Annotated in this window: 24 protein-coding genes and 1 riboswitch; of the genes, 10 read left to right on the plus strand and 14 right to left on the minus strand. The window is 44.9% G+C overall.

The features are described 5' to 3' along the window. Positions 1 to 26: 26 nt before the first annotated feature. Together BM210_RS02535 and BM210_RS02540 are read right to left on the minus strand one after the other, a co-directional pair. Positions 27 to 1,187: a transglutaminase family protein gene (locus BM210_RS02535; RefSeq protein ID WP_091164111.1), complete on the minus strand. Its 1,161-nt coding sequence runs from the start codon at positions 1,185 to 1,187 to the stop codon at positions 27 to 29. A 47-nt stretch (positions 1,188 to 1,234) separates the two neighbouring features. Next, entirely contained in the window at positions 1,235 to 1,657 is a 423-nt protein-coding gene (locus BM210_RS02540; RefSeq protein ID WP_091164112.1) for a hypothetical protein, read from the minus strand. A gap of 369 nt (positions 1,658 to 2,026) precedes the next feature. Here BM210_RS02540 and BM210_RS02545 point away from each other — a divergent pair, with 369 nt between their 5' ends. From BM210_RS02545 to BM210_RS02555, 3 genes are all read left to right on the plus strand, one after another. Next, entirely contained in the window at positions 2,027 to 3,187 is a 1,161-nt protein-coding gene (locus BM210_RS02545) for an MFS transporter (RefSeq protein ID WP_091164693.1), read from the plus strand. A 314-nt stretch (positions 3,188 to 3,501) separates the two neighbouring features. Continuing rightward, positions 3,502 to 5,136: an S-layer homology domain-containing protein gene (locus BM210_RS02550; RefSeq protein WP_091164114.1), complete on the plus strand. Its 1,635-nt coding sequence runs from the start codon at positions 3,502 to 3,504 to the stop codon at positions 5,134 to 5,136. Positions 5,137 to 5,433: 297 nt separating this feature from the next. Next, positions 5,434 to 5,799, plus strand: a complete 366-nt coding sequence (locus BM210_RS02555; RefSeq protein ID WP_091164116.1) for a toprim domain-containing protein — start codon at positions 5,434 to 5,436, stop codon at positions 5,797 to 5,799. 158 nt (positions 5,800 to 5,957) lie between these two features. Here the strand turns inward: BM210_RS02555 and BM210_RS02560 are convergent, their stop codons facing one another. The 9 genes from BM210_RS02560 to BM210_RS02600 form a co-directional block, all read right to left on the minus strand. Continuing rightward, positions 5,958 to 6,584, minus strand: coding sequence for an SCO family protein (locus BM210_RS02560; protein WP_091164118.1), 627 nt, complete (start codon positions 6,582 to 6,584; stop codon positions 5,958 to 5,960). Between the two features lie 86 nt (positions 6,585 to 6,670). After that, positions 6,671 to 7,621, minus strand: a complete 951-nt coding sequence (cyoE, locus tag BM210_RS02565) for a heme o synthase (protein ID WP_091164120.1) — start codon at positions 7,619 to 7,621, stop codon at positions 6,671 to 6,673. A gap of 364 nt (positions 7,622 to 7,985) precedes the next feature. Next, a complete protein-coding gene (locus tag BM210_RS02570) occupies positions 7,986 to 8,891 on the minus strand; it encodes an oxygen-dependent tRNA uridine(34) hydroxylase TrhO (RefSeq protein ID WP_091164122.1) in 906 nt (301 codons plus the stop codon). A 395-nt stretch (positions 8,892 to 9,286) separates the two neighbouring features. After that, positions 9,287 to 10,192: an urease accessory protein UreD gene (locus tag BM210_RS02575; protein WP_177237583.1), complete on the minus strand. Its 906-nt coding sequence runs from the start codon at positions 10,190 to 10,192 to the stop codon at positions 9,287 to 9,289. Continuing rightward, positions 10,185 to 10,847, minus strand: coding sequence for an urease accessory protein UreG (gene ureG, locus BM210_RS02580; protein ID WP_091164126.1), 663 nt, complete (start codon positions 10,845 to 10,847; stop codon positions 10,185 to 10,187). The genes BM210_RS02575 and ureG overlap by 8 nt, the downstream gene beginning before the upstream one ends. A gap of 39 nt (positions 10,848 to 10,886) precedes the next feature. Further along, positions 10,887 to 11,597, minus strand: a complete 711-nt coding sequence (locus BM210_RS02585; RefSeq protein ID WP_091164128.1) for an urease accessory protein UreF — start codon at positions 11,595 to 11,597, stop codon at positions 10,887 to 10,889. 129 nt (positions 11,598 to 11,726) lie between these two features. Further along, positions 11,727 to 13,454: an urease subunit alpha gene (gene ureC / locus BM210_RS02590; RefSeq protein ID WP_091164130.1), complete on the minus strand. Its 1,728-nt coding sequence runs from the start codon at positions 13,452 to 13,454 to the stop codon at positions 11,727 to 11,729. Then, complete coding sequence (gene ureB / locus BM210_RS02595) at positions 13,435 to 13,824, minus strand: urease subunit beta (RefSeq protein ID WP_091164132.1); 390 nt, start codon at positions 13,822 to 13,824, stop codon at positions 13,435 to 13,437. The genes ureC and ureB overlap by 20 nt, the downstream gene beginning before the upstream one ends. 92 nt (positions 13,825 to 13,916) lie before the next feature. Beyond that, positions 13,917 to 14,225, minus strand: coding sequence for an urease subunit gamma (locus tag BM210_RS02600; protein ID WP_091164134.1), 309 nt, complete (start codon positions 14,223 to 14,225; stop codon positions 13,917 to 13,919). 400 nt (positions 14,226 to 14,625) lie between these two features. Between BM210_RS02600 and urtA the strand changes: the two genes are divergently transcribed. From urtA to gerQ, 7 genes are all read left to right on the plus strand, one after another. Then, positions 14,626 to 15,900: an urea ABC transporter substrate-binding protein gene (gene urtA / locus BM210_RS02605; protein WP_177237584.1), complete on the plus strand. Its 1,275-nt coding sequence runs from the start codon at positions 14,626 to 14,628 to the stop codon at positions 15,898 to 15,900. Between the two features lie 98 nt (positions 15,901 to 15,998). Continuing rightward, on the plus strand, positions 15,999 to 16,904 hold the full coding sequence (gene urtB, locus BM210_RS02610) for an urea ABC transporter permease subunit UrtB (RefSeq protein WP_091164136.1): 906 nt from the start codon (positions 15,999 to 16,001) through the stop codon (positions 16,902 to 16,904). 564 nt (positions 16,905 to 17,468) lie between these two features. Then, entirely contained in the window at positions 17,469 to 18,602 is a 1,134-nt protein-coding gene (gene urtC, locus BM210_RS02615; RefSeq protein ID WP_091164139.1) for an urea ABC transporter permease subunit UrtC, read from the plus strand. A gap of 98 nt (positions 18,603 to 18,700) precedes the next feature. Beyond that, positions 18,701 to 19,480, plus strand: coding sequence for an urea ABC transporter ATP-binding protein UrtD (urtD, locus tag BM210_RS02620; protein WP_091164141.1), 780 nt, complete (start codon positions 18,701 to 18,703; stop codon positions 19,478 to 19,480). After that, positions 19,480 to 20,175: an urea ABC transporter ATP-binding subunit UrtE gene (gene urtE, locus BM210_RS02625; RefSeq protein ID WP_091164143.1), complete on the plus strand. Its 696-nt coding sequence runs from the start codon at positions 19,480 to 19,482 to the stop codon at positions 20,173 to 20,175. Before urtD ends, urtE begins: the two co-directional genes overlap by 1 nt. Before the next feature lie 241 nt (positions 20,176 to 20,416). After that, positions 20,417 to 21,244, plus strand: coding sequence for an aldo/keto reductase (locus BM210_RS02630; protein ID WP_091164146.1), 828 nt, complete (start codon positions 20,417 to 20,419; stop codon positions 21,242 to 21,244). Positions 21,245 to 21,447: 203 nt separating this feature from the next. Continuing rightward, positions 21,448 to 21,900 carry a spore coat protein GerQ gene (gene gerQ, locus BM210_RS02635; protein WP_091164148.1) on the plus strand — a complete coding sequence of 151 codons (453 nt, stop codon included), beginning with the start codon at positions 21,448 to 21,450 and terminating at the stop codon, positions 21,898 to 21,900. Positions 21,901 to 22,106: 206 nt separating this feature from the next. Here gerQ and BM210_RS02640 read toward each other — a convergent pair whose 3' ends face one another. From BM210_RS02640 to BM210_RS02650, 3 genes are all read right to left on the minus strand, one after another. Continuing rightward, on the minus strand, positions 22,107 to 23,282 hold the full coding sequence (locus tag BM210_RS02640; RefSeq protein ID WP_091164149.1) for a hypothetical protein: 1,176 nt from the start codon (positions 23,280 to 23,282) through the stop codon (positions 22,107 to 22,109). A gap of 128 nt (positions 23,283 to 23,410) precedes the next feature. After that, positions 23,411 to 24,643, minus strand: coding sequence for an MFS transporter (locus BM210_RS02645; protein WP_256223208.1), 1,233 nt, complete (start codon positions 24,641 to 24,643; stop codon positions 23,411 to 23,413). A gap of 199 nt (positions 24,644 to 24,842) precedes the next feature. Further along, entirely contained in the window at positions 24,843 to 25,691 is an 849-nt protein-coding gene (locus BM210_RS02650; protein ID WP_256223209.1) for a C40 family peptidase, read from the minus strand. Further along, a riboswitch (cyclic di-AMP (ydaO/yuaA leader) is annotated at positions 25,691 to 25,835 on the minus strand. Its footprint overlaps the gene before it by 1 nt. Between the last annotated feature and the right edge of the window lie 110 nt (positions 25,836 to 25,945).

Here is a 25,945-nt window from a genome sequence, read left to right on the forward strand (position 1 = left end):
TTGTAGCCATTGCTGTTTAACGCCTATTATACTTCCCTGATATGTGTTTGATTAAAATTGGGAGGATTAAACCAGTTGCCGCCGCTGGCAACCCAGGTTGAATCAAGCGGTATCCATTGGCTGCGCTCGTTCAAATATACCTCGTTCCATGCATGAGGTCCATATCCGCCGCGCCCATCATAACCAAGACCTGTGACAACTTTAACCTCAAGCCCGATGGAGCGGGCCATTACGGCATACAGTCTGGAATAGTCGATACAAACGCCTTTTTTTGTTGCATACGTGTCTTCCGGCGTTTGCTCCTTCCATATCTTTTTTTGTTCATAGAGGTTGACCTTGTCCCAATCATAAGTCACTCTTGTGCCTATCCATTGATACAGCAGCTTCGCCTTTTCTTCGTCGGTTTTTCCTTTGAGCGTTACTTCCTTGGCAGCCTCTGCGATCCCGGAAGGTATTTGGGCATCCAGCACTTCGTACTTTCTTTGTAAAATATCGTTGAGCTCCGCCTCAACCTGTCTCGTAAATACGGGTAGCTGATTGGCCAAAAATTCGCCAGCCACTGGATTTATAACTGTAGCTGCGCCTTTCTGATATAGGGTAGAAGCTTGAATGTACGGAGTGATCTGGGTTTGTGGCAAAAAGGTAGTGTAAATAAACAAAACTGCAATTATGAGCAGAGAACGTCCGAGACCAGATAATGTACCGATCACCCCACCCAGTACACTACTTATGAATCCCGGACGTTTTGCACGTGCATGCCTTGACGGGTCCTGAACCTTATCTCTAGTCCATCCGCCAACAAACGGATCGATCAAACGATAGATGATCTGTTTAATGATGGCATAACCAATGATGAACAGGATTCCTGAGCGCAGCAGTGGAAAATCTCGAACGGCTGTAATGAGCGTATAATAAAATTGTTCAAAAAGACCGAGGTCCTTGGAAGGAATCACAATATTGAGCTTAACCAGCCATTCTTGGACATAAGGTGAAGCCAAGGAGGATAACCACCAGGACAGCACGATCCCAGAAACAATTGCAGCACCTTCTGTTGCCATCAGCGCCAAATAACGTGCTGATGAAGAGGCGCCTCGAATCATCCCCTGAACAATCGAGAAGATTAGTGTTCCTGCAATAAGCACAGTGATCCAATTCATTGAACTCAACTGGTTGATTGATGATGCCATTGCCTCAACTCCTTGTCTATTCAAGGATGATAGAAAAGCTGCTCTCGTTAAGTGGCTTTGTTATTTTTAGCTTGTTCAATCAGTGCCTTCAGTATATCATCGAGCTTCATCGTAAAGGTCTGATTCATGAAGGTTACAGTGACTTCACTGGCCCCCGGTTTGCCATCAACCTTTAAGCTTTTGGTCGTAACTGTGTATGACCCATCTGCATTTTGCTTATACTGTGCATCCTTCATTTCGTTGGAAACGACTTTGATTGCCTGGTTCTTCACTTCAGTTGTTACGGCAGTACCCATATTAATCAATTGATCTTTGTAGCTCGCTCCATAGAAATATAATCCTGCCAATATGACAAGTACAATGACCCATTTGATAACGGTTTTAACGATGCGGACAACAACGAATAAGATAACAATAGCCAACAAAATAATGTACCAACGCTCTTGTAAAAATGACGTAATGAAATCCAACCTTCATCTCTCCTTAAATTCATCTCATTTAATAAGAGTAATCATACACTATCTGTATCGTTGGCTTCATCCCTTTTTTTCCTCAGTTCTGCGAGCTGACGCTGGATTTGGTCTGACTTATCGAACTTTTTGGCTTTTCGAAAGGTGGTTCGCAAACGGAAAATAAGAAAGATCATAATAACCACCAAAAATAATAGCAGGAACGGATCCATACCAAGCAACCTCTTTTCAAATTTCATATGTACGCTGGACGCACGGCTTGTTTGGAGGCCTACGAAAAAAGTGGTACTAACCTCTGGGCTTGTCACGTAAACGTAGTATAACGCTGCTGAAAGCAAGCAGACTATGGATCCATTCGAGGTGATACGATTGAAAACCGCGCTGTGGTTATATTTGTTCATGTTTGTAGCTTTTTTCGATCTGCATGCGCAATACCCGATATTATCCCCGTTTGCAATCTCGCTTGGCGCTGCCCCTTCATTCATCGGGCTCATTCTCGGCGTGTACTCATTGACTCATTTGCCAGGCAATCTTCTGGCGGGTTATGGTGTTGACCGTTATGGGAGCAAAGGCTTTATCATCTTTAGTCTAATTGTAGCAGGTATTGTGCTGTTAGTTCAATCACGGGTAACCGACCCCTGGGATTTGTTGATTATCCGTTCGATTAGCGGTTTTGTACTTGCTTTTCTTTCTCCCGCATGTCTTTCCCTGCTAGCCAAAATTGCCAAAGACCGTGTTCAGCAAAGTAAATTTATGGCGGGTAACGGACTCGTTCATACGATGGCGTCTGTATTAAGCCCGGCTGTTGGCGCTTATCTGGTAGCTAAGCTCGGCTTTTCACAATCCTTCACGGTATTGGGATGGATTCTCATCGCTACAGGTGTTTTTGCTATATTCGGTGTAAAGGAAGCAAAGGGCCAGCAAGCGATTGGTGCTCCTTCCAATCCACACACCCCGGGTATTACCGAACAATCAGATGAGCTCCCTGAAATGAAGAACGAACGTGTCCCCTGGCTGTTCTTTGGTATCCCGCTGTCCATTTCCTGTGCACAAGGTATTTTATTTTTTGAGCTGCCCTTAATGAAAGAATCTAACGGCTCCATTTTAACCTCAGGAATTTTGTTTTCACTTGTCAGTCTGGGAGCATTGGTCACCTTAAGCATGATCTTCTTAAACCGAAAATCTCCTTTTTTGAGGACCACTATGGGCAGTCTTGGACTCGCGATTATTTTTTTCGGCTTATCCATTCATTGGCCTATTCCGATCTACGTTTCATTATTTATGATTGGAATGGCCAAAGGCATCATTTTTCCGGCGATCGCCTCTCTCTTGGCAAGTATTACGAGCTCAAGCCATTATGGTCGTGTATTTTCGTTCCTGTCCATCTCCTTTTCCATAGGCGCCTTTATAGGTCCCATTGTTGCCGGTCACTTGAGAAGTCATACTTCTCCTTACTTTATTGCATTTGCCTGCCTGATGCTGGCCTTGTCTGTCGTCCCGCTGCGTGCATTCAAACCTATTTCTGTCTGAAGGAAATAACGTTTAATAACTTTAATTTGATCTACGATAAAAATCGCCTTTTACGGCGATTTTTTTGTGTGATTCAACGTTATTTACACGGGGTAAGTAAAAGTTAGGTTAAGCGTTACTTCTCAGTTTCATTTCACCCAGATATACCCATGCGTTTTTTTTGGGTCAGACGGACTTAAACAAGGGAGTTACGTTCGAACTTTGTACCAAGACATGTGCATTTTATATCATTGTCGAAAAAGGAGGTGAAAAGCATAGTGACAAACGAACCTTTTCACAAAAAAAACAAAAGAGATGATAGGAGTGAACAGTTAATGAAGCCAGCCTTTACCAAAAAAACGGCGCAGGTTACCGTTTTAGCGCTGATTATATCAGTTATGCTGCCTGTTCTGGCTTTTGCTGCAACAGGATTTTCTACCGCTACTTTTCAAAATAACACTGTAAGTGCAACTGTATACTCCGATAGCTATTTGGATGCCAGTGTAGGTGACGCGGTTTATGTCAACGTGTATTCAAGTAGTGGTGCACTTATTGATGTAGCTAAAGCCGTGTACAGCAATGTGTACGATAGCTCAAATGGATGGTACTATACGATCCAACCAAGAACGATATCAGGCAGCTACGGAAGTATAACCGTAAGCACGAATGTATACAAACATGATACCGTAGTTCCAGCAGAATCAGTATCCAAGACATTAACACATATTTCTACGAATGATAACAACAACACTGGCGGTGGCAGTAGCGGCGGCGGTGGTGGTGGCGGCGGAAGTATTTCCGGAGCGATCATAAGTGTTTCTTCTGACGGAAGTATTGATGCCTACATGCTGGAAAATGCTTTAACTTCTAACAATGAGGTTGAGCTTAATCTTAGTGGAGATCTTGCTTTGATTCCAGCTAAAGCATTGATTAACTTCACTTCAGATGCTACCAAAACATTACGCGTTACAAATAGCAAGGGCACTTATATTCTTCCGACATCCGTATTGAAATTAAGTGACTTAGCTAGCGCATTGGGCACTACTGTTGATGATTTGAAAATCAAAGTATCGATCAGTGCTGCAAGTGAAGGTGATGCGGCTAGCATTTCAGAAGCGGCCACAGCTTTGGGAGCTACACAAATCGCTACACCGGTTGACTTCAACCTTGTAGGTCTTGCTCCAGATGGCACAACTCAAACAGTTGATCTGGGTTCAAATTATGTGAGTCGTATTCTTCCTTTGACCAAAGCAGCAGATACAACACGTTCAACAGGTGTCGTATTAGATCCAACAACGAAGAAACTAAGCTTTGTCCCTTCTCTGTTTAATAGTTCAGATACAGAGAATACTGCAGTAATTAAACGTAATAGTAACAGTGTGTATACCGCAATTGAATTGAACAAGAGCTTCCCTGACAGCCAAGGCCATTGGGCACAAGGCTATATCGAATTATTGGCCAACAAGTTGGTTGTTGATGGTGTAACGGATACAACCTTCGAACCAGAACGCAACATTACTCGTGCCGAATTCGCGGCCTTGGTAGTACGCTCACTTGGTCTTGAGCAAGCGGCAGGAAGCAGCTCCTTTAAGGATGTTGCAGCAGGTGATTGGTTCGCAGGCGTTGTTGGCGCAGCTACCAAAGCCCAAATTATCGACGGCTATGAGGATTCAACTTTCAGACCGAACCAACCGATCAAACGTGAAGAGCTTGCAGCAATGGTAGTACGTGCATTGAATTACGCAGGTGCTAAACCAAGTGTTACTTCTGATCGTCAAAACGAATTGTTAGCTAAGTATACAGATGCCAACAAGATCGTATGGGCTCAACAAGAAGTAGCAACAGCTATTGAAGCTGGAATCATTGATGGAATCACCGACACTACGATCGCTCCTGGAAATCAGGCTACACGCGCTCAATCAGCTACTATGCTGAAACGTTTGTTAACCAAAGCTAACTTCATTAATTAAGTTAAACAGGTTGACACATTATCATTAAAATTTACAAGCTATAACGAAAAAGGCACTGACAGCGATGTCGGTGCCTTTTTTCGTTGCCGCATAAACCTGCAAAAAGAAGCTTCCTATATATGATCAGAAGCCCTACTCCCTCAGAAACCTGCACTGTGTACCGAGTAATCGACATTTTCAGGCTTTATTTCGACATTTCCCAGGAAATACGGTAAGGTTGGAATGAACGACAAAACTGGATATACTACTTAAAGGAATGTAAAGCCATTTAATCAAGCGAACCCGAGGTGTGTTGATATGTCGATTACGATTATTGTGGAAGGCAAAAATGATAGAAGTAAACTGCGCAGGCTGTTAACAGAGGATATTACCTTACTTTGTACTTTTGGTTCGCTGAATACAGAGCGGCTGGAATTATTAAAGAAACAGGCAGATAGCAGCGAAATATATTTGTTTACGGATAATGATTCCTCAGGAAAAAAAATACGTGCAATTCTGCGAGACACATTCCCGGAAGCTGAGCAAATTTACACTCGAAAAGGCTATGCCGGCGTAGAGGGAACACCTGATGAATACCTCATTCTACAATTAGAAAAAGCCGGATTAGAGGCGTATATTAACTACCCGCTTCCCAATCCGGCTCTAAGCAATAAATTAGATTAGATAAATAATCATAAATGTTGTACAAATTCTCAAGAACATCAGCTTCCCAATTGAATATCCAAAGTTAGCAGTGCCTTTCAGACGGAAGCATTGGCAATGAATGTGATTAGCATAATATCGGCATACACCCATGCTTGCGATCCCTAAGAGCATTACAACTATCCTTCCTTGCTTAATTCAATCAGGTCCTGGGCAATTTTATCGACATCCAGATCAGCGTCGTTACCCGCATAATACCTTCTCATATCCCCTTTTTTATCTACAAGCAAAATCAGATTACTGTGTGTAAACTGCCCTTGTTGATCCTTGACCACCATAACCCCGTATTTTTGCGCAAGATCGATTGTAGCCGCCTCATCACCACGTAGGAAATACCAGCCCTTAGGGTCAGCGTGAAAGCTTTTGGAGAATTGTTGAAGCTGCGCTGTTGTATCCTTGGTCGGATCAAAGGTAATGGAGACAATTGCCGTTTTATCACCGAAAACCCCTTTTTTCACCAAAGCATCTTGAACCTTGGATAAGTTGTACGTCGTTGGCTGACATACATCTGGACATGTGGAATAAAAAAAGTAAACGAGCTTGGAGCGTCCAGAAAGCTCTGCCAGACTGATCGATTTGCCATCAATATTGTCGAGCTTAAAGTCAGGAGCTTTCTTTATAACTTCCATTTTGCTGCCAGCACTATTGCCCTTTAGCACCATATACCCCAAAGTGCCGATCATGGCCAGCAGAAGTACAATAACGATCAGCTTAAAGCCATTTTTTTGTAAAAATGCATTATTCATTGGTGTTCCCATCCTTTTCGATAAAAAAAATATCCCATGCTGCCATGGGACTTGAAGCTACATTCCGAGCGTTATTTGGGCTATTCTTATTTCGCCACTGTAGTCAGGACCATAATGATGAATAACAGTGTCAAGTAATTAATCGAATAAATAAAGGTTTTCTTGGCCCATAGTACTTCTTCTTCGCCTTCGGTTTTCTTAAAGCCTTTCATACAGAGATAAGCCCAATACAGTCCCATGACGATAGCTGCGTAGAAGTAGATGACATTGACATATCCATATACATACAGCAGTAAAGAAATAGGTACCAACAGTACCACATAACGGATCATACTGATTTTGGTGACATAGGTGCCTTTGACAACAGGCAAAAGCGGAAAACCTGCCGCGCGATATTCCTCCATACGACGAATACCAAGCGCCCAAAAGTGCGGAGGCTGCCACAGGAACAAAATCGCGAATAAAATAATCGCACCCGCGTCAATATCATGACGTACAGCGCAATAGCCGATAACTGGAGGTATTGCACCGGAAAAGCTGCCAACGACTGTACTCCATACCGAAGTACGTTTAAACCATGCCGTGTAGATCCATACATAAACAAACAATCCGATCATACCGAGTAACGCAGCTAGCGGATTAACCAACAGCCACAGCCCCGATACTCCAATGACGCCAAGGATAATCCCATACCACATGACAACCTGAGGTGACAGCTTGCCGCTTGGCAGCGCGCGTTTTTGTGTACGTGCCATCTTTGTATCCATATCACGATCCAGATAATTGTTAAGCACACAGCCTGAACCCATTACAAGTGCAGTTCCAAGCATAGTAAACAACAATTGCAGCCAATTAACATGCCATCCAGAAGCAACCCAAAAACCACCAAACGCTGTGATTGAATTCGAGAAAATAATGCCTGGTTTGGCCAATTGAACAAAATCCCGCCAAGTCACAGGACCTTGGTCCACATGCTCCTCTTCCGATGCAGCAGGTAACGAATCGCCCGTAAGGTTAACGCTCAGTTGATCTTTCACTTGATTGTGTCCTCCTTAGAGTTTTGCTAAAGCAAAACTGACTTCTTAAGCATCTGCTGAGCTTTGCTTTAGCAAAACTGACTTCGTCAGCATCTACTGAGTTTTGCTCGTGCAAAACTGAACTTAGTAAGCATCTATTGAGTTCTCAAAGAAAACCCTATATGAAGCAATTGCAGCGACATTCCCATTAACTTTTACAACCCTTATCATATCAACCTCAAATCCATTTGACAATAAAACACGACACGAATTCAAAATATTGTCGCATATTCAGATGAAATATGTAGCCGGATTGTCACTATTGTTTGTGTCTCCAAATAAAAAGGCCGACGGTTGAATAAACCATCGACCTGGTGTTTCAAGCTTAACCAAATTCGGTGACTGCTTTATCATTAGTTTCGCATTCTGGGGAACAATAACCGTTATACAGCTCTTGGCATTCATCACAGCAAATATGCTGGTGATGGCATAAGTCATCCGTACAGTTAATATAAGTGTCAGCCGATTTACCACAATGATGGCATACTCCCACAATGATGTCCTCATCGGTTTGATTAATGGTGACAGAAACACGATCGTCAAATACATAACATTTGCCATCAAATAATTTCCCTTGAATTTCGGGATCTTTTCCGTAAGTGACAATTCCGCCATCCAATTGATAAACTTCATTAAACCCTTCATTCATTAATATACCCGTCAGCTTTTCACAACGGATCCCGCCCGTACAGTAGGTTAAAATCGGCTTATCCTTAGCTTCTTTTAGATTATCCCGAATCCACTGGGGAAAATCCCGGAAAGATTCGACATCAGGCCGGATCGCATTGCGGAAATGCCCAAGATCGAATTCATAGTTATTTCTGCCGTCCAGTACAATAACATCTTCTTTTTGAAGCTGTTCATGAAACTCTTTGGGGGAGAGTCTTTTACCGCTAAGCACATTTGGATCCAAGTGATCTTCGTATCTTAATGTAACAAGCTCTTTTTTATGACGGACAAATATTTTTTTGAATGCATGCTCACTGGCCTCGTCAATTTTAAAAACAATATCAGAAAAAAGTGGGTTATTGTGCATGTCCTTCATATATTGTTCCGTTTGCTCAATCGTACCCGATAGAGTTCCGTTAATGCCTTCTTCCGCGACGATAATACGTCCTTTAAGCTCAAGGCTTTTGCAGTATTGAAGATGCTCGGCTGCAAACAGTTCAGGCTCAGGGATTTGTACAAATTTATAATACAATAAAATGCGAAAGGAATTTGTTTCTTTCAATGAAAATCTCTCCTCTTCTTTTCAAAAAATAAATTGTAAAAGCCTGTCGAGGTATCTCAACAGGCGGCCCCGATTCGCTTACCCAGCTGTTCGGATTTATATCTCAGTGCCATTGATTTAATGAGTTTATTTTAGATGATCTCATATACATAGTCAACTTATATGTATGTTAAGTATTTCCATTATAATGAGCACAATTAAATGACCTGAAACTTTCGATTGATTATACAAGCACGCTTGATGCAATCAAGACAAGTACCCTGTTGAGCCCCTTGGAGCTCACCATGAAAATCGCTCACTGCTCTGTACATAAAGAAGGCGCTTTTGAGCTGCTATTCTTTGTATTTTCAAAGAATAGTTCTCAACAGCGTCCAGTTACTATAGATAACACTTTTCTATTTTCGTATATGAAGTGGAGCTTTGCCAAAGAGCTGCTGTCGAACATACTGCCAAGCAGCATCCTGTAAGCATTGAATCTCATATACTTTATGTCCCATGATGGAAAGAACCGCTCCTTTTTTATAAGTTCGGCTGATGCCATAATCCAGTGGAGTATACGTTTCAGACGAAAGTGCAGCCTGCTGCTCACCTGTCCGCTTCGCGATCAGACCCGATTCCAGCTGCTCATCCATAAATAGTTGTAATGCTTCCACGAAGGCGGCATCAACCTGCTCATTGAATATATACAGTGTACCTAGATGTGTAAATTCAGCCCAGCTGCCAACGGTGTTCAGCTGCTGACGTGCAGGTACGATCCGCTGTTTGCTGCAATAAATGAGTTCATCCTCATAAGTAACGCTCAGACGATTTTCATAATGCTCATACTGAAATAACTCGCCTCGCTGTGTTCTCCCCGGGCAGATGAGGTCACTGAGAATCAAGGTCGATCCCACATCCATCTGAACATCCATTTGACTGTACAACACGGCATCCTTATACAACATAACAGGCTCAGGCATATACTCTACATAGCTGTTTGGACCAAGTGTCAAACATTGAAGCTGTTCACTCGGTCGCACGGATTCCGAATCCCCATACTCGGGACGTGCCGGATGCACCTTGGTGTAGGATTGGTTCGTTATATACACATTAGTTCTCGCATCGAACCGCCAATTGATTTCATAGCGATCTCCTGCCATAATGCCAGGTGAAGCATCCATCATATACACACCGAGCTGTCCGTAGTCAAAAGCAAAAGTCTTGGCGATTTTTAATGGATAGGTATGATATTTATCGCTGATATTCGTCTGCCCCTCCCGCTCCTTAAAAACAGCAGTGATGCAGCCAGTGATATCAGGCATGATCAAATTCCTGCTCGACCCATTCAACAATAGCATCCACGCCATGACCATTAAACATATTGGAGAAAATAAATGGACGGTCACCACGCATTTTGCGAGTATCCTCTTCCATTACCGTCAAGCTTGCACCCACATAAGGTGCCAAATCAATCTTGTTAATAATAAGCATATCCGAGCGGATAATACCAGGACCACCTTTACGAGGTATTTTTTCACCTTGAGCTACATCGATAATATAGATGAAGCGATCCACCAGCTCCGGACTGAATGCTGCAGCCAGATTGTCACCACCGCTTTCTATGAAAATAATATCGAGATGGTTAAACCGCTTCTCCAGCTCATCAATCGCTTCAAAGTTCATCGAAGCATCCTCTCTGATCGCGGTATGCGGACATCCTCCGGTTTCTACACCGATAATACGATCTGAGGTCAGCGCCTCGGAACGAATCAATATATTAGCGTCTTCCTTCGTATAAATGTCATTCGTGATGACAGCAATACTGTATTTATCGTTCAGTCTGCGGGCCAGTCTCTCCACCAGTGCTGTTTTACCTGATCCTACAGGACCCCCTATCCCAATACGCATAGGACGATCCAAATGACTCTTTTCCGGCGCTTCCCACTCATGATGATGATGCGTTCCACCTTGACACATAATAACATTCCTCCTGATCCATAATGTAAATAGTTGTGGTTATGACATAAATAATCGGGAATATAAATTCTCGTGCTGCATCATAGCGATATCAGCCATGGGCGTATTTCCAAAACCATCCTCAAGCGGGTCCAAATGCTCCGATTGCTTCCACGCCTCCGCTATTACAGGGAGCATCTCAGCCAACAGACGTTGACCTTCAGTTTGACCAATCGACATCAGCCGAAGCCCGCTGTTGATGCAAGTAAAGGTGCAGGCATATAAATAGCCCTCCACCGCCATCGACAACGGTACATGCAAATGATAGCTTAGCCAGCCATGAATTAGAGGGTGCGTTCCAAAGCACCGCTGCTGGCGAATTGCTTCCTGAAGCTGACTCCAAGGAAGCTCCGGGTAAATTGATAATCCCAGCTGCTGGAGCCTGCGCCCCATTTTCACTACACCTTCCCGAGTTTCCAAGGCCGTTCGCTGCACATGCTGCATGTGATCAATCTTCCACAGCGTTTCCCATTGCTCCTGAGGAGCATACATATATACCGCCTTGACCGCGAGGGCATCGATAGCCGCCCAGCTCTGATAAAGCATGGTTTCCACATACTCTCTCAAATGGGCGGACTTTTGCACCCTGCCATTTTGCACAAGAGATTCCAATCCGAAGGAATGCGAGAATCCGCCAATCGGCAGAGCAGAATCCAGAAGCTGCACATAGGAGAGCCAATTGGTCGTGGAAGCTTGTGCTTGCTGCTTCATGGAATCACCATCCTAAGAATTTTCGTAGAAAATCCACTACGTAAGCATCTACTTATTTTCGCAGAAAATTCACTTCGCAAGCATTTTCTTGTGTTTTGCATAGCAAAACTTGTTTCCTAAACATCTGCTTTAAAATAAAAAATAACGCTGTGCCATCGGCAAAACCTTTGCAGGCTCGCATGTAATGATGGCTCCATCCACCTTCACCTCATAGGTTTCTGGATTAACATCTATCCTTGGTGTCTCTCCGTTGTGGATCATATCCTTCTTGGTGACAGAACGGCAATTTTTCACAGGCTCGATTCTTTTCTGCAAGCCCAACTGTGTATGGACACCAAAGTCGAAGGCAGCCTGAGAAACAAAGGTGATACTTTGATTCAACGCACGCCCATAAGCACCGAACATCGGACGACTCATGACCGGCTGAGGTGTCGGAATAGATGCATTGGGATCTCCCATCTGCGCGTAAGCGATCATGCCGCCCTTCAAGACCGTTTCCGGCTTAACTCCAAAAAACATCGGATTCCACAGCACCAGATCGGCCAGCTTGCCCACTTCCACAGAACCTACCAAATGAGAAACGCCATGTGTAATCGCAGGGTTGATCGTATATTTGGCAATGTATCGCTTAATTCGAAAATTATCTTGATCCTCTGAAGTAGAGTGTTCATCAGGTGCAGGTAAATGTCCGCGCTGCTGCTTCATTTTATCCGCTGTCTGCCAGGTTCGAATGATAACCTCACCAATCCGTCCCATTGCTTGCGAATCAGAGCTCAGCATGCTGAATACACCCAAATCGTGCAAAATATCCTCGGCAGCAATCGTTTCGGGACGAATCCTTGAATCAGCAAAAGCTACATCCTCCGGAATACGACTATCCAAATGATGACATACCATCAGCATATCGAGATGCTCTTCTATCGTATTCACTGTATAGGGTCGGGTGGGATTCGTGGAGGACGGAAGCACATTCAGCTCAGCCGAAGCTTTAATGATATCTGGAGCATGACCTCCGCCTGCACCTTCGGTATGATACGTGTGGATCGTTCTCCCGCCGATGGCTGCCAGCGTGTCTTCCACAAAACCGGATTCGTTTAACGTATCCGTGTGGATCGCAACCTGTATATCGTACAGATCTGCCACCTGCAAGCAGGTATCAATAGCAGCCGGTGTCGTTCCCCAATCTTCATGAAGCTTCAGTCCAATCGCCCCTGCCTCTACCTGCTCTATAAGCGGTTCAGGAAATGAAGCATTTCCCTTACCGGTAAAGCCCAGATTCATCGGAAAAGCCTCCGCCGCCTGCAGCATCCGGTGCATATGCCATACACCTGGTGTACTAGTGGTCGCGCTAGTTCCCGCAGCCGGACCGGTACCTCCACCTATCATCGTCGTGACGCCGGAAGCCAGCGCGGTTTCAATCTGTTGCGGACATATATAATGAATATGAGTATCAATGCCACCCGCCGTAATTATCTTACCTTCACCAGCAATGACTTCTGTCCCAGCACCAACAATCATTTTCGGCTGTACGCCATCCATCAGGTCAGGGTTACCCGCTTTTCCTATTCCTACAATAATACCGTCCTTAATTCCGATATCCGCTTTTACAATTCCCCAATGATCAATAATAATCGCATTGGTTATCAATGTATCCAGAACACCCTGACCCCGCGTATGACGGCTGGACTGGCCCATCCCATCACGTATAACCTTACCGCCGCCAAACTTGCATTCGTCCCCATAAACGGTGTAGTCCTGCTCAATCTCGGCCCACAGCTGCGTATCCGCCAAACGAACTGCATCACCTGTTGTAGGCCCGAACATTTGCGCGTAAGCCTTACGATCCATCTTTGCCATAGGAGACTGGACCCTCCTTCCATACATCAAGGCGCCGCTTAGTTGCCTCCGGCATCTGTCCTTGTACAGCTGCACCTTGAGATAGATGATTAAGACCGAAGGAAAGCTTTGCTCCACCTAATTCAACCAGCTCCACGGGCTTCTCCTCCCCAGGTTCAAAACGGACAGCCGTACCCGCGGCGATACTCAATCGCATACCGAAGGCTGCCTCCCGATCAAACTGAAGTCCACGGTTAACCTCAAAAAGATGAAAATGCGACCCGACCTGAATCGGCCGATCCCCCATATTCGTTACCAGAATTCGCATCGTACGTTTTCCTTTATTTAATTCAATCTCGCCAGCCTTGATGCGATATTCTCCAGGAATCATGGCAGCTCACTCCTTTATCTGAGAGTCAAAATGTTGGTTTTGATTCGAATAGCAAACATCGGTCTTCTTTTATCTTGCAAAACGGCACTACCTTATCCATAACCGATAGGTTGATGCACTGTTACCAGCTTCGTGCCATCCGGGAAGGTTGCTTCTACCTGCACATCATGAATCATTTCGGGTATACCTTCCATCACTTGGTTCGCTTTTAATACCTTGGTGCCGAATTGCATGAGCTCTGCAACCGTCATTCCATCTCGGGCGCCTTCCATAATTTCCGATGTAATCAAAGCTATGCTCTCTGGATAATTCAATCTAAGACCGCGAGTCAGCCGCCTTCGGGCAACATCTGCTGCTACGGTTATGAGCAGCTTTTCCTTTTCTCTTTCCGTTAAGTGCATTTCGGATAACCTCCTCTACACAAATCATTTTATGTCAACTAACATAACACAATAAAAACAAATAATTAACATGAGGTACGTTTATTATATTCGCAATCTAACCTCCTGTAAATCATGGACACTCATTTATTTCATGTAATCAAAGAAAAATATTACGTTTATCAACGATTTTACAAGATTTTCCCTTCGCAAAGTCGAATTATATAATATATTTTATATGATTGACCACTGTTTATTTATGTAAATTATATTGACATATAACTAACGCATAAATTATGATAATACACGTAACTAACATCAATTGCATGGATTCATACAGAGATATGTGATTTTAAATCAAGAATCATGCTTTGTGTTAGGAAACAGAATATTACAACTATGTTTAAAAGGAGTGGATGGAATGTTGACAAAAAGAATAGGGATCAACGTTTTAATGGCAGTATGTATGTCGCTCACCGTACTGCTAGCAGGATGTGCTACTCAAAAACAGCCGACAGCTGCACCAGCAGCCGCAGCTGACACCAAGGCCGAAGCGAAGCCGGAAGCAGGCCAAGATGCAGCAATCCCTGTAGGCATCCTGCATTCACTCACCGGAACGATGTCCATCAGCGAAGTATCCGTTAAAGACGCGGAAATGATGGCAATAGAAGAGATTAACAAAGCTGGTGGCGTACTTGGGAAACAATTAAAGCCGGTTGTCGAGGATGGCGCATCTGATTGGCCGACATTCGCAGAGAAAACGAAAAAATTACTGCAAAAGGACAAAGCAGCCGTTATTTTTGGAGGCTGGACCTCATCCAGTCGTAAGGCCGTACTTCCTGTCGTTGAGCAAAACAAAGGACTTTTCTTCTACCCCGTACAATATGAAGGACTGGAATCATCCCCTTACATCTTCTACACAGGCGCAACGACTAATCAGCAGATCGTCCCTGCAGTAACCTGGCTGCTGCAAAACAAGGGCAAAAAATTCTTCCTCTTAGGCTCTGACTACGTATTCCCCAGAACAGCGAACAAAATCATCAAAGAACAGCTGAAAGCTGAAGGCGGCGAAACCGTAGCCGAGGAATACACTCCACTTGGACATACCGACTACAATACTATTATTACTAAAATAAAAAAGGATAAACCGGACGTTATTTTCAATACCCTAAACGGCGATAGCAACGTAGCTTTCTTCAAGCAATTAAAGGATGCCGGTATTAGCGCAAAGGATTTGACTACCCTATCGGTTAGTATCGCGGAAGAAGAAATACGTGGTATCGGTGCTTCCGTATTGGAGGGTCACTATGCAGCGTGGAACTATTATCAAACAACCGATACACCTGAGAACAAAAAATTCGTTGAAGCCTACAAAGCTAAATACGGCAAAGATCGCGTGACTGACGATCCGATTGAAGCAGGCTACTTTGGTGTTTACTTATGGGCTGAGGCGGTTAAAAAAGCCGGTTCGTTCGATGTGGAAAAGGTAAAAGCCGCAGCTAAGGGCCTTGAGTTTAATGCACCCGGCGGTAAAGTCATGATTGATGGCGACAATCAGCACGTATACAAAACCGTTCGAATCGGTCAGGTGCAAGCCGACGGACAATTTAAAGAAGTATGGAACTCCGGAAAACCGGTCAAACCTGATCCGTTCCTCAAAACGTATCCATGGGGCGCAGAGGTCACAAAGAAATAATGAAGCCTTCTCATTTCTCGGATGAACCGTGTAGGACAATTTGAAAAAGGACTGCCCGATTAGGGCAGTCCTGCATTTTATAAGGGAGGCTGACTCCGATGGGCTTGTTACTGCTCCAACTTTTTAACGGTATTAGCTTAAGCTCTGTTCTCTTGCTCATTGCACTCGGACTCGCTATTACGTTTGGACTCATGAATGTCATCAACATGGCCCATGGCGAGTTCATCATGATAGGCGCGTATATGGCCTATATGATCCAGCAAACTTTTCAAAAATATATGCCTGCATCAGCTTTCGGCTGGTATTTTATTGTATCAATCTTTGTCGCCTTCGCTGTCGCTTTTGTCATTGGCTGGCTGCTCGAAGTGATGCTCATTCGCTTTCTGTACGGCAGGCCGCTTGACAGTCTGCTCGCTACCTGGGGCGTCAGCCTCGTCTTGCAACAGTTGGCAAGGCAAATTTTCGGCGCTCCCAACGTGGCAGTCAAAGCACCTGATTGGCTTGAAGGCGGTCTTGCGCTGGGCACAGACCTGATGCTTCCCTACAAAAGATTGTTCATAATCGGGCTTGTCATCGTCTGCATTACCATCATTTATTTGTATCAGTACCACAGCCGGGGCGGACGTAACATGCAGGCCGTTATGCAAAACCGCAGCATGGCTTCCTGTCTCGGAATCTCCACACGGCGCATCGACGGTCAGGCGTTCGCTTTCGGCTCCGGTATGGCGGGAATCGCAGGCTGCGCACTCACCTTGGTCGGACCTATAGGACCTACGATAGGAACCTATTACATCGTTGACGCCTTTATGGTAGTCGTTCTTGGCGGCATCGGTAAAATCATCGGTACCATTGCAGGCGCTTTGGGCATCGGAGTGCTTAGCACCGTATTCGAGTATACAACCAGTGCCACATTAGGCAAGGCTATTGTTTTTACTCTTATTATTGCATTCCTGCAATGGAAGCCTTCTGGTTTGGTTACGATGAAATCGAGGGCTTTGGATTAATTGCTTTCGGTGAATAAGTACCGCTGCGCGTCCAAATATCCTTCCGATCGCTGTTGTTTCCGTATTTTTTTGATTTTAGATGATATTTAGCGGTAAAAGAAAGGAAACAAAGGCGAACGCTGACGCTTCTACAGGATCATTAGGACTCTTCGCTCTCTATTCACTGTATTTCTATATAAGATGAACTAAACATCATGACAAACATCATGACAGCAAAAAGGTGCTGCGAAAGCAGACCCCTCTTCCAATCGCTGTTGCAGCCAGATGCTTTCGATTCTTAGTCCCAAAGGGGTAAGAATCCGTCTGCAAAGACGAACACTTCGTTTCTCCAGAAGGGTCCGCTTTCTCCGCTCGGGCCGTGTGTTTCTTTGGTTCATTTTATATAGAGGAATAAATAAAGGCTTACGAAGAAGTAAGCTTCCTAAAGAAAGCTTAGTTTATGCTTGCGAAGTAAGCTTCCTAAAGGAAGCTCAGCTTATGCTTACGAAGTAAGCTTCCTAAAGGAAGCTCAGCTTATGCTTACGAAGTCAGTTTTGCTACGCAAAACTCTTAGGAGTTGATAAAATGGCCATCACCAACACGAAGATAAAAATTGTATTTACCATCATTCTGCTAGCCGTGATGCTGGCGGCGCCGATGTTTTTATCAGAGTTCAGACTCTCTCTCTTGGGCAAATTTCTGTGCTATGCCATAATCGCCATGGGTCTTGATCTGATTTGGGGCTATACGGGGATTCTCAGCTTGGGGCATGGTGTTTATTTTGGTCTTGGAGCTTATTGTATGGCGATGCATTTGAAGCTGGTTGCTTCGCATGGAGAGCTTCCAGATTTCATGTCGTGGAGCGGAGTCGACAAGCTTCCTTGGTTCTGGGCACCCTTCCAATCAGCTGGGTTCACGCTATTACTTGCGATTTTGGTTCCTGTTGCTGTTGCATTTGTTCTCGGGTACTTGACCTTCCGGAATCGAATTAAAGGCTCTTTTTTCGCTATACTCTCACAAGCTCTTGTCATTATTACCGTAACGCTGTTTGTCGGACAACAGGGCTATACGGGTGGAACGAACGGCTTAACGAATTTTGAAACCTTCCTCGGTATGAATGTCGGGGAGCAATCGACGAAATTGACTTTTTACTACATTACCGCCTTTGCTGTCATCGGTACTCTCATGTTGTGTCAATGGATGGTTTCCAGCCGGCTTGGCAAAATTCTCGTCGCCATTCGTGATGCTGAAAACCGTGTACGCTTTATCGGGTACAATCCAGTAACGTACAAAGTGTTTATTTACTGCTTTTCTGCTGCTCTTTCGGGATTAGCGGGCATTCTGTTTGTTTTACAGGAAGGCATCGTCTCACCTGCCCAAATGGGCATCGTTCCATCGATTGAAATGGTACTATGGGTAGCTATCGGAGGACGTGGAACGGTATACGGGGCTGTCATTGGAGCCGTTATTACCAACTCAGCGAAAACCTCTTTCAGCGAGGCGTATCCAGAGTGGTGGCCGATTTTTCTCGGTGCAATGTTTATGATCGCCGTACTTTTTTTCCCAAAAGGGCTTGTAGGTACCCTTCAAGAATATTGTGCAAAATGGGGCTTGTATCCTTTTAAAAAATCGAATCTGCTGAAAACAACTTCGTCCTTGACGCCATATACGGAGCTGCCAAAAGATAACGAGCCCACCCCCGCTCATATAACCAAGTAATTTTATATTATTTCATCATTACAAGAACACTGGATTGCAAAACTCAATAGATGCTTACGAAGTACGTTTCCTACGAAAAATCTAAGGAGGTTGTTCCCATGACGGAAACATCACCAAGAAAAGAAACAACAGGCGAATTGGTCCGCATTGAACAGTTAGAGGTAGATTTCGATGGCTTTAAAGCCATTCGTGGACTGGACTTCTCTCTCTCATCCGGCGAGCTGCGTTTCCTGATCGGACCCAACGGTGCCGGAAAAACGACATTGCTTGACGTTCTATGTGGCAAGGTGAAGCCTTCCAAAGGAAAAGTCATGTTTCGCAACCAAATTGATCTCACTAAACATCAGGAGCACCAGATCGCGCAGCTGGGAATCGGACGCAAATTTCAAGCTCCTTCCATCTTCATTACGTTGACGGTATTGGAAAACCTGCTGTTATCCATGCGGCAAAAACGCGGCCTGTTAAGCTCACTGATCGCCAAAACGACTGTCGAGCAGCGGGAGCGAATGAAATATTACCTGCATATGATCGGACTGGATAAGAAAGCGAAAGATAAAGCAGGCTCGCTCTCCCACGGTGAGAAGCAGTGGCTTGAGATCGGAATGCTGCTCATTCAGGAGCCCGAGCTGCTGCTGCTCGATGAGCCTGCGGCCGGAATGACGGATAGTGAAACCGAGAAGACCGGTGAACTGCTGCACAAGATCAGCGACCAGCAAACCATTATCGTGGTCGAGCACGACATGGACTTTGTCCGACAATTCGCCAAGACCGTAACCGTCATGCATGAAGGCTCTGTGCTGTGTGAAGGCACGATGCAGGAGGTTCAAAATGATGATAAGGTAGCCGAAGTTTATTTGGGAAGACGAGGTGAGCGATAATGTTGAACATACATGAACTGGAGGCGGGTTACGGGGAAAGCATGATTCTGCGAAACATTACGATGAAGGTAGAACCCGGGCAAGTTATTTGCCTGATGGGTCGTAATGGTGTTGGCAAGACAACATTAATGAAGACGATTATGGGCCTTATTAAACCTAAAAAGGGATCGATCCAGTATGGCTCCAAGGATATTACGCAAGCCCCGCCGGATCGACGCGCCAAAAGCGGTATCGGCTACGTCCCTCAAGGACGTGATATTTTTCCGCAGCTGACCGTTGAGGAGAACCTGATGCTCGGGCTGGAAGCAAGTCGTATACGCAAGGGCAAAGTTCCTGACCATGTATATGAGATGTTCCCCGTACTCAAAGAAATGATACGCCGCAAAGGCGGCGACCTGAGTGGAGGACAGCAGCAGCAGCTATCCATAGCCCGCTCCTTAGTCTCCGAACCAGAGCTGCTGCTGCTCGACGAGCCGATGGAGGGTATTCAGCCTTCGATCGTTATGGAAATTGAGCACGTTATCGAAACGATCAAAACCAGCAAACAAATGTCGGTGCTTCTCGTCGAACAAAGCCTCACCTTCGCCACGAGTATTGCTGATTATTACTACGTCCTGGATAAAGGTGTTATTGTCGCGGAAGGAAACTCCTCCACACTCAGTGAAGAGCAAGTAAAGAAACACCTTGCCGTCTAACCCACTTAAAAAAAAAAATTGCAGCAGCCGCGGTGAATGCGAGCTGTTTTTCTTTTGCCTTTGAGTCTTGCATACAGACGAATTTTCCATTGATAGTGCGCAGTGTTATAATAGTAACCGATAGTAGATTCTGGAGACCGATTCTACTTGTCATGAAGGTATGGCTTCACTAAAAACAACACCTGCAGGTGTTGAGGAAGCAAATCTTTCTTAAATAAAACTCTTGAGAGGAATGAATAGAATGACTGTACACAATACCGACAGCGTAGAGTTACATAATGGAGTCAAAATGCCGATTTTAGGCTTGGGCGTTTGGAAAACCAAGGATGGCGAAGAGGTCATTAATGTCGTTAAGTCCTCTATTCAAGCAGGTTATCGCAGCATTGATACAGCAGCCGCATATGGAAATGAGGATGGCGTTGGTATCGGTATCAAGGAAAGCGGAATCGCACGTGAAGAGCTGTTCATTACCACTAAAGTTTGGAATTCATCACAAGGTTACGATTCAACTCTACGAGCATTTGATGAAAGCCGCAAAAAGCTCGGTTTGGATGTTATCGATCTATATCTGGTCCATTGGCCGGTAATTGGCAAATATAAAGACACTTGGCGCGCCTTGGAGAAGCTCTATAGAGATGGAGCTGTTAGAGCCATTGGCGTCAGCAATTTCCAGGTGCATCATTTGGAGGATGTTATTAGTGGGAGCGAGATTGTACCCATGGTCAACCAAATTGAACTGCATCCCCGCCTGACTCAGCTGGATGTTCGCAGCATCTGCCAAGCTCATAAGATTCAGGTTGAAGCCTGGAGCCCGTTGATGCAAGGTAATCTGGATGTTCCTATGATTGCGAAGCTTGCTGAAAAGTACAACAAATCGGCTGCACAGCTTATACTACGTTGGGGAATACAGCATGGCATTGTGGTCATTCCAAAATCCGTCAATCCCAAACGCATTCAGGAAAATGCCGCTATTTTCGATTTCACTATATCAGCCGAGGACTCTGCTCTATTGGATGCCTTGAACGAGAACCATCGATTTGGACCTGACCCAGATAATTTTGACTTCTAAAGGATACAAGCAAGAGCCGGCATTCACCTTCGTACAGAGGTGAACGTCGGCTCTTCGTCTGTTGCAGCAGTCGTACAACCTGCCTTGTACAAGCAGGTTGAATAAAACAAAGTTTTTTTCGTCAATCGGTGCTAATTGTCCAAGCATTACTAATACTTATTAATATAGAAGAGGCACGAGCCTATGAAGGAGGAATTGCGTTAATGATTAACTATCCTTATCGAAGCGGCACAACACCGTACACCGGTTATCCAGGATATGTTCAAGTTCCTATGGGGACACAACAAAACCCAATGAGCCAATACCCACCTGCTGGACCCAGTGGTTCTTTCATCCCCGGACCGCCACCCGGATCAGCGCAAGGGTCACAAGCGACACCTGGTCTGCTGCCTCTTGAACAATCCTTCATCGAGAATATTTTACGCTTAAACCTTGGCAAGACAGCCACACTCTACATGACATACGAGAACAACAGTGAATGGAATGCCAAAATATTCAAAGGCAGATTGGAAGCAGCAGGGCGAGATCATATCATCATTAGTGACCCCAAAACAGGAATGCGTTATTTGCTATTGATGGTCAATCTGGACTACATCACGTTCGACGAGGAATTGAAATATACGTATCCTTACGGGAACCCTTTGCCAGCAAGATAATGATGTAAGAATTGGAAATGCCGCTCGTATTCCGATCAAAGGCTTTGTCCCGATATTCTCTTGGGATAAAGCCTTTTTGCATCGAAAGTAAAGTTAGAAAAAAGAACCTTCCATTCCACTTTAATAGTGAATTAGAAGGTTCTTTGGCATTATGCTTATCGTTTGAATCCGTCAGGTTTACCATCTAGGGCAATCCAATAGATGATTTATCCAAGCTGACTTTCGCGCAGCTTCCTGGCTATCTCGATATTATCATAATAATCGCGGCTTGCACTGAGAATCCAATTGCGATGCAGCACTGCCGTTTCATCTTTTTCGATCTCGCCATATGGCCATGCATTCATGACACCCATAGCGTAGTCCTTCATGAGCATAAGCAGCGCCAAGCTCCATTGACGGGTCCCGCGGATACCTGGAACGAGTGGATAGTATTGGTCGTAAGCCGCTCGAATCAGTGCATGTACAACCTCCTGAAGCACACTAGGAACGTCCGCTTGCTCAAGCTTCTCGGCAAGTTCAGCCGGAAGATCCGGTTCATCTGTAGAGGCATGCTGTTCATATTCCTCTTCCGTTACAACCCCCTGCTGCTTCGCTATCCAAAGCTTCATCCGATCCAGCACAGGCTTGTAGGCAGTTGGAACGGATACCGTTAATTCAGGTACAGGATTGTCCAGATTAATGACGAAGGACTCCTCCATCTTATGAATGCGGGCATTGCCGCGAACTCCGAGCCAGCGAAGTGCAAGCAGCGCGTGGGTTCTCGTCTTACCGTCTACTTCTTCATTGCGGCATACTCTGCGCAGCAGCTTTTCACTACGTACATCCGGCATCATACAGAGCATTCTTACAGCGGAAAGCACCGACTCAGGGTCCTCCAGCCAGGCTTGAATTACACCGTATACCGTATCAATTGGCTCTGACATCAACCAGTCCAGCTCAATCTTGCGATCCGCAAACTCTTCCAAACTAAGCACGCCTTGTTCCTTTAATACCTCTTCCCCATGGCGTGTTACCAAATCAGCGTAATTGAGGTCCAAATCCTCTGCCATTTGTGTAAAAGCTTCGCGCTCTTGGGCGTTGACTCCAAATCTTATCGACATTGCACGTACCCACTCCGACATCGCCAAAGGGCTTTGCTGATACATCATCAAAGCAAAGGTCACCATATCCTTGTCATAAGGCAGTGGATGCCGGGCAAATCGGGCCAAAATGGTTTGAGCATCATTTTCCCGACGCATTAAGCTAAGTGAAAGCACAAGTCCGTTCCAAGCGTTTCCATTGTTAGGATCTTCAAGAATGGCACGATAAAAACAGAACGCAGAAGCACCATAGGACTCTGCTTGTAAATAGTGACGTCCCAAGCCGTTAACATCTTGACTCATTGTAAGTTCAACCCCCGTGTCATGTTACCAACAAGTATACAATACTCGCCAGATCAATCAAAATCTTTTATTTGGTGTCCAACAAGATATTCGGCATTAATTGACATATTTCCTGCTTAGCTTTTATTTCACGTATTCTCCAGTTTGGCTGATTTACCAGTTCGCTTCATATACAGCAGCATCAGAATAGCGCTCCATATGAATGCGGCGATGATAAGGATAAAAGGCAGTCTGGGATCAATCGAATAGGTCCATCCTCCAATCAAGCCTGCCGGAGAAATAAAAATGAGAATCAATACGGATAAAATTGAAAAAATACTTGCACGCTTTTCATCGTCAATGGCATTCTGCACGGCAGCTTCCAGGTTCGGATACACAATAATACTGCCTGCTGCCGTGAGCACTGTGCTTAACAGGATTGGCATGATTGCGCCTGGCGGTGTCACAATCTGAATGATATAGGCGGCCGTACAAATCAGCAAACCGACCAACATATATGAATTCATTCGATCCCGGTTCAATCTGGGTATATACAAGAACAGCAGCAGTAAAGTAGCTACGGACGTCACAGCCGGCAGCCAGGCGATCCATACTGCATCGAATTGCAGCGATTGCACCAAATAAATCGACAAATACGTATTGCGCATCGTCAGCTGAAATTGGTACAGCACATAAATACCGAACACAAGCAGCAAAGCCTTGTTCCCGACGATCGTTTTTAGCACCCCTATGTACTCCTGTAAAAGCGATCTCCACTCAAAGGAGGCGTTCTCCTTCATTTTCCTGATTCCGATTTCAGTCTCATAGGTCGCAAAATGGCGACAAATAAACATGGCAGTCATGCTGAGAAAGGCTAATCCATACATCATTCGTTCGGCTGGGATCAGCGTGTAACGCTCTACCAGAAGTCCTCCCAGCGGTGCGAGCAGCCCGCTTGCCACACTGATAAATTGCAGTGTCGAGAAGATATAAGCACGGTCCTTAGGATGGGTGTCTTCAACGAGCAGACAGTACCATGCGGTGTTGGGCACCTTTTGAAAGCTGTTGAGCGCTGCCGCAATTACGAAAAACCAAACATTGTCTGCGGTCATCCACAGCAGCGTGGCTAGACTCCAACTAATCAGATCATAAATTAATAGCGCCCTCTTGCGCCCCATTCGATCCGTCAAATAACCGCTGATTAAGGAAGTGAATATTTGCAGCACCAGCCCCAGTGACGTCACCAGCCCGATCTCGGTCTCCGTGATGCCAAGCTCCAGCATGAATATGGATGCATAAGTGAGATATAGGCTATAGGGGATAATGAACATCGGCTCATAAATCAAACACCCGCGGGCGTTCCCTTGCAGCTTATTGAACAACGCACTCGCCTCTTTTGAGTTCAGAATAAGAAAGCAACTGATCCATGCTTATAGAGTGAAGATCCTTTCGTGCTGCAGCGGATGCTTTTATTGAAATATTAAATGTTCAGCTTCACTGAAACTTATTATTCTGATATTAACACAAAAGACCCGCCTTTCGGCAGGTCTTATTAACAATTCGATATAATTGCAGCCTCTACTATAGTCGTTTGGCACCTATGTATCTGGAACCCCAGTAACCGCTGCTCAAGCTGGCTACCGTGACACCACCATAGGTAGTGGCCGAGATAAATTGATCATTGCCCATATAAATTCCCACATGAGAGGTTTTTCTGCCTTCAGCAAAAAATACCAGATCTCCTTCTTGAATATCCATTACCCGAGTACCCACCGAATTGTACATTTCTGCCGATGTTCTGGGTAAATAAACTCCACTTAACTGAAATATATAACCTACATAGCCTGAGCAATCAAATCCATTCGGCGAGCTTCCTCCCCATGCATAAGGAACTCCCAAATAGTTAGAGGCGGCTTGCAGGATCGAGGACTTGGGTTTAGGTGCATACCAGGCCGGAGCATGATAAAGGCCATCCGCATCAATGATCGCGACCTTGTTATCCGCATCCCACTGTATTTGATAACCAAAAGTTTCGGATACGAATCGGAGTGGCACGAACACCGTTTGCTGTGAAAACAGCGGTGGTGATTCCAACATAACGGTTTTTCCATTCACAAGCACTTGACGGTCTCCCGTTTGCAGCACGACCTTCTGCTGCTTGCTGCTCAGCGTAACCTGTATCGCTTGTTCATTCTTGCTCCATTCCATCTGATATCCCAGCTGTTCGATCAACAGTCTTAAGGGCACCTGTAAATTACTGCTGCCATCGATGAAGGGCTTGGCGTCAGGAAAGGTCACCAGGTAATCGTTAATTTGTATTTTGACCTCATCAGACGCTGCTGCCTTAGCAACTCCTGCATGCATGACAGCCAACAAACCAAACGTAAAAAAAGCGAAAAACCAAATAAACTTCTTGTGTAATAAATTCAAGTTGTTCCTCCTGCGGCCTTCGAGGTTAGTTGACGGATTCGGGAAGAGGTTTCTCCCTAGTTCGAGACAGACGAACATTCACCCCATGTGAAAGAATCCCCCGTACCAGTTCTTGTGATGAACTGGATTCGGCCTTTTTTTAACAGAGTAGCACACCCCATACCCAAATTTCAAATTTTCTAAACGTCCAATCCGGTAATTATTCCAAATAATTACCAATTATTTTTAACTTTCGCCATATTTCCCCCAAATTA

This window comes from Paenibacillus sp. 1_12 (genome assembly GCF_900114475.1).
Lineage (GTDB): Bacteria > Bacillota > Bacilli > Paenibacillales > NBRC-103111 > Paenibacillus_S.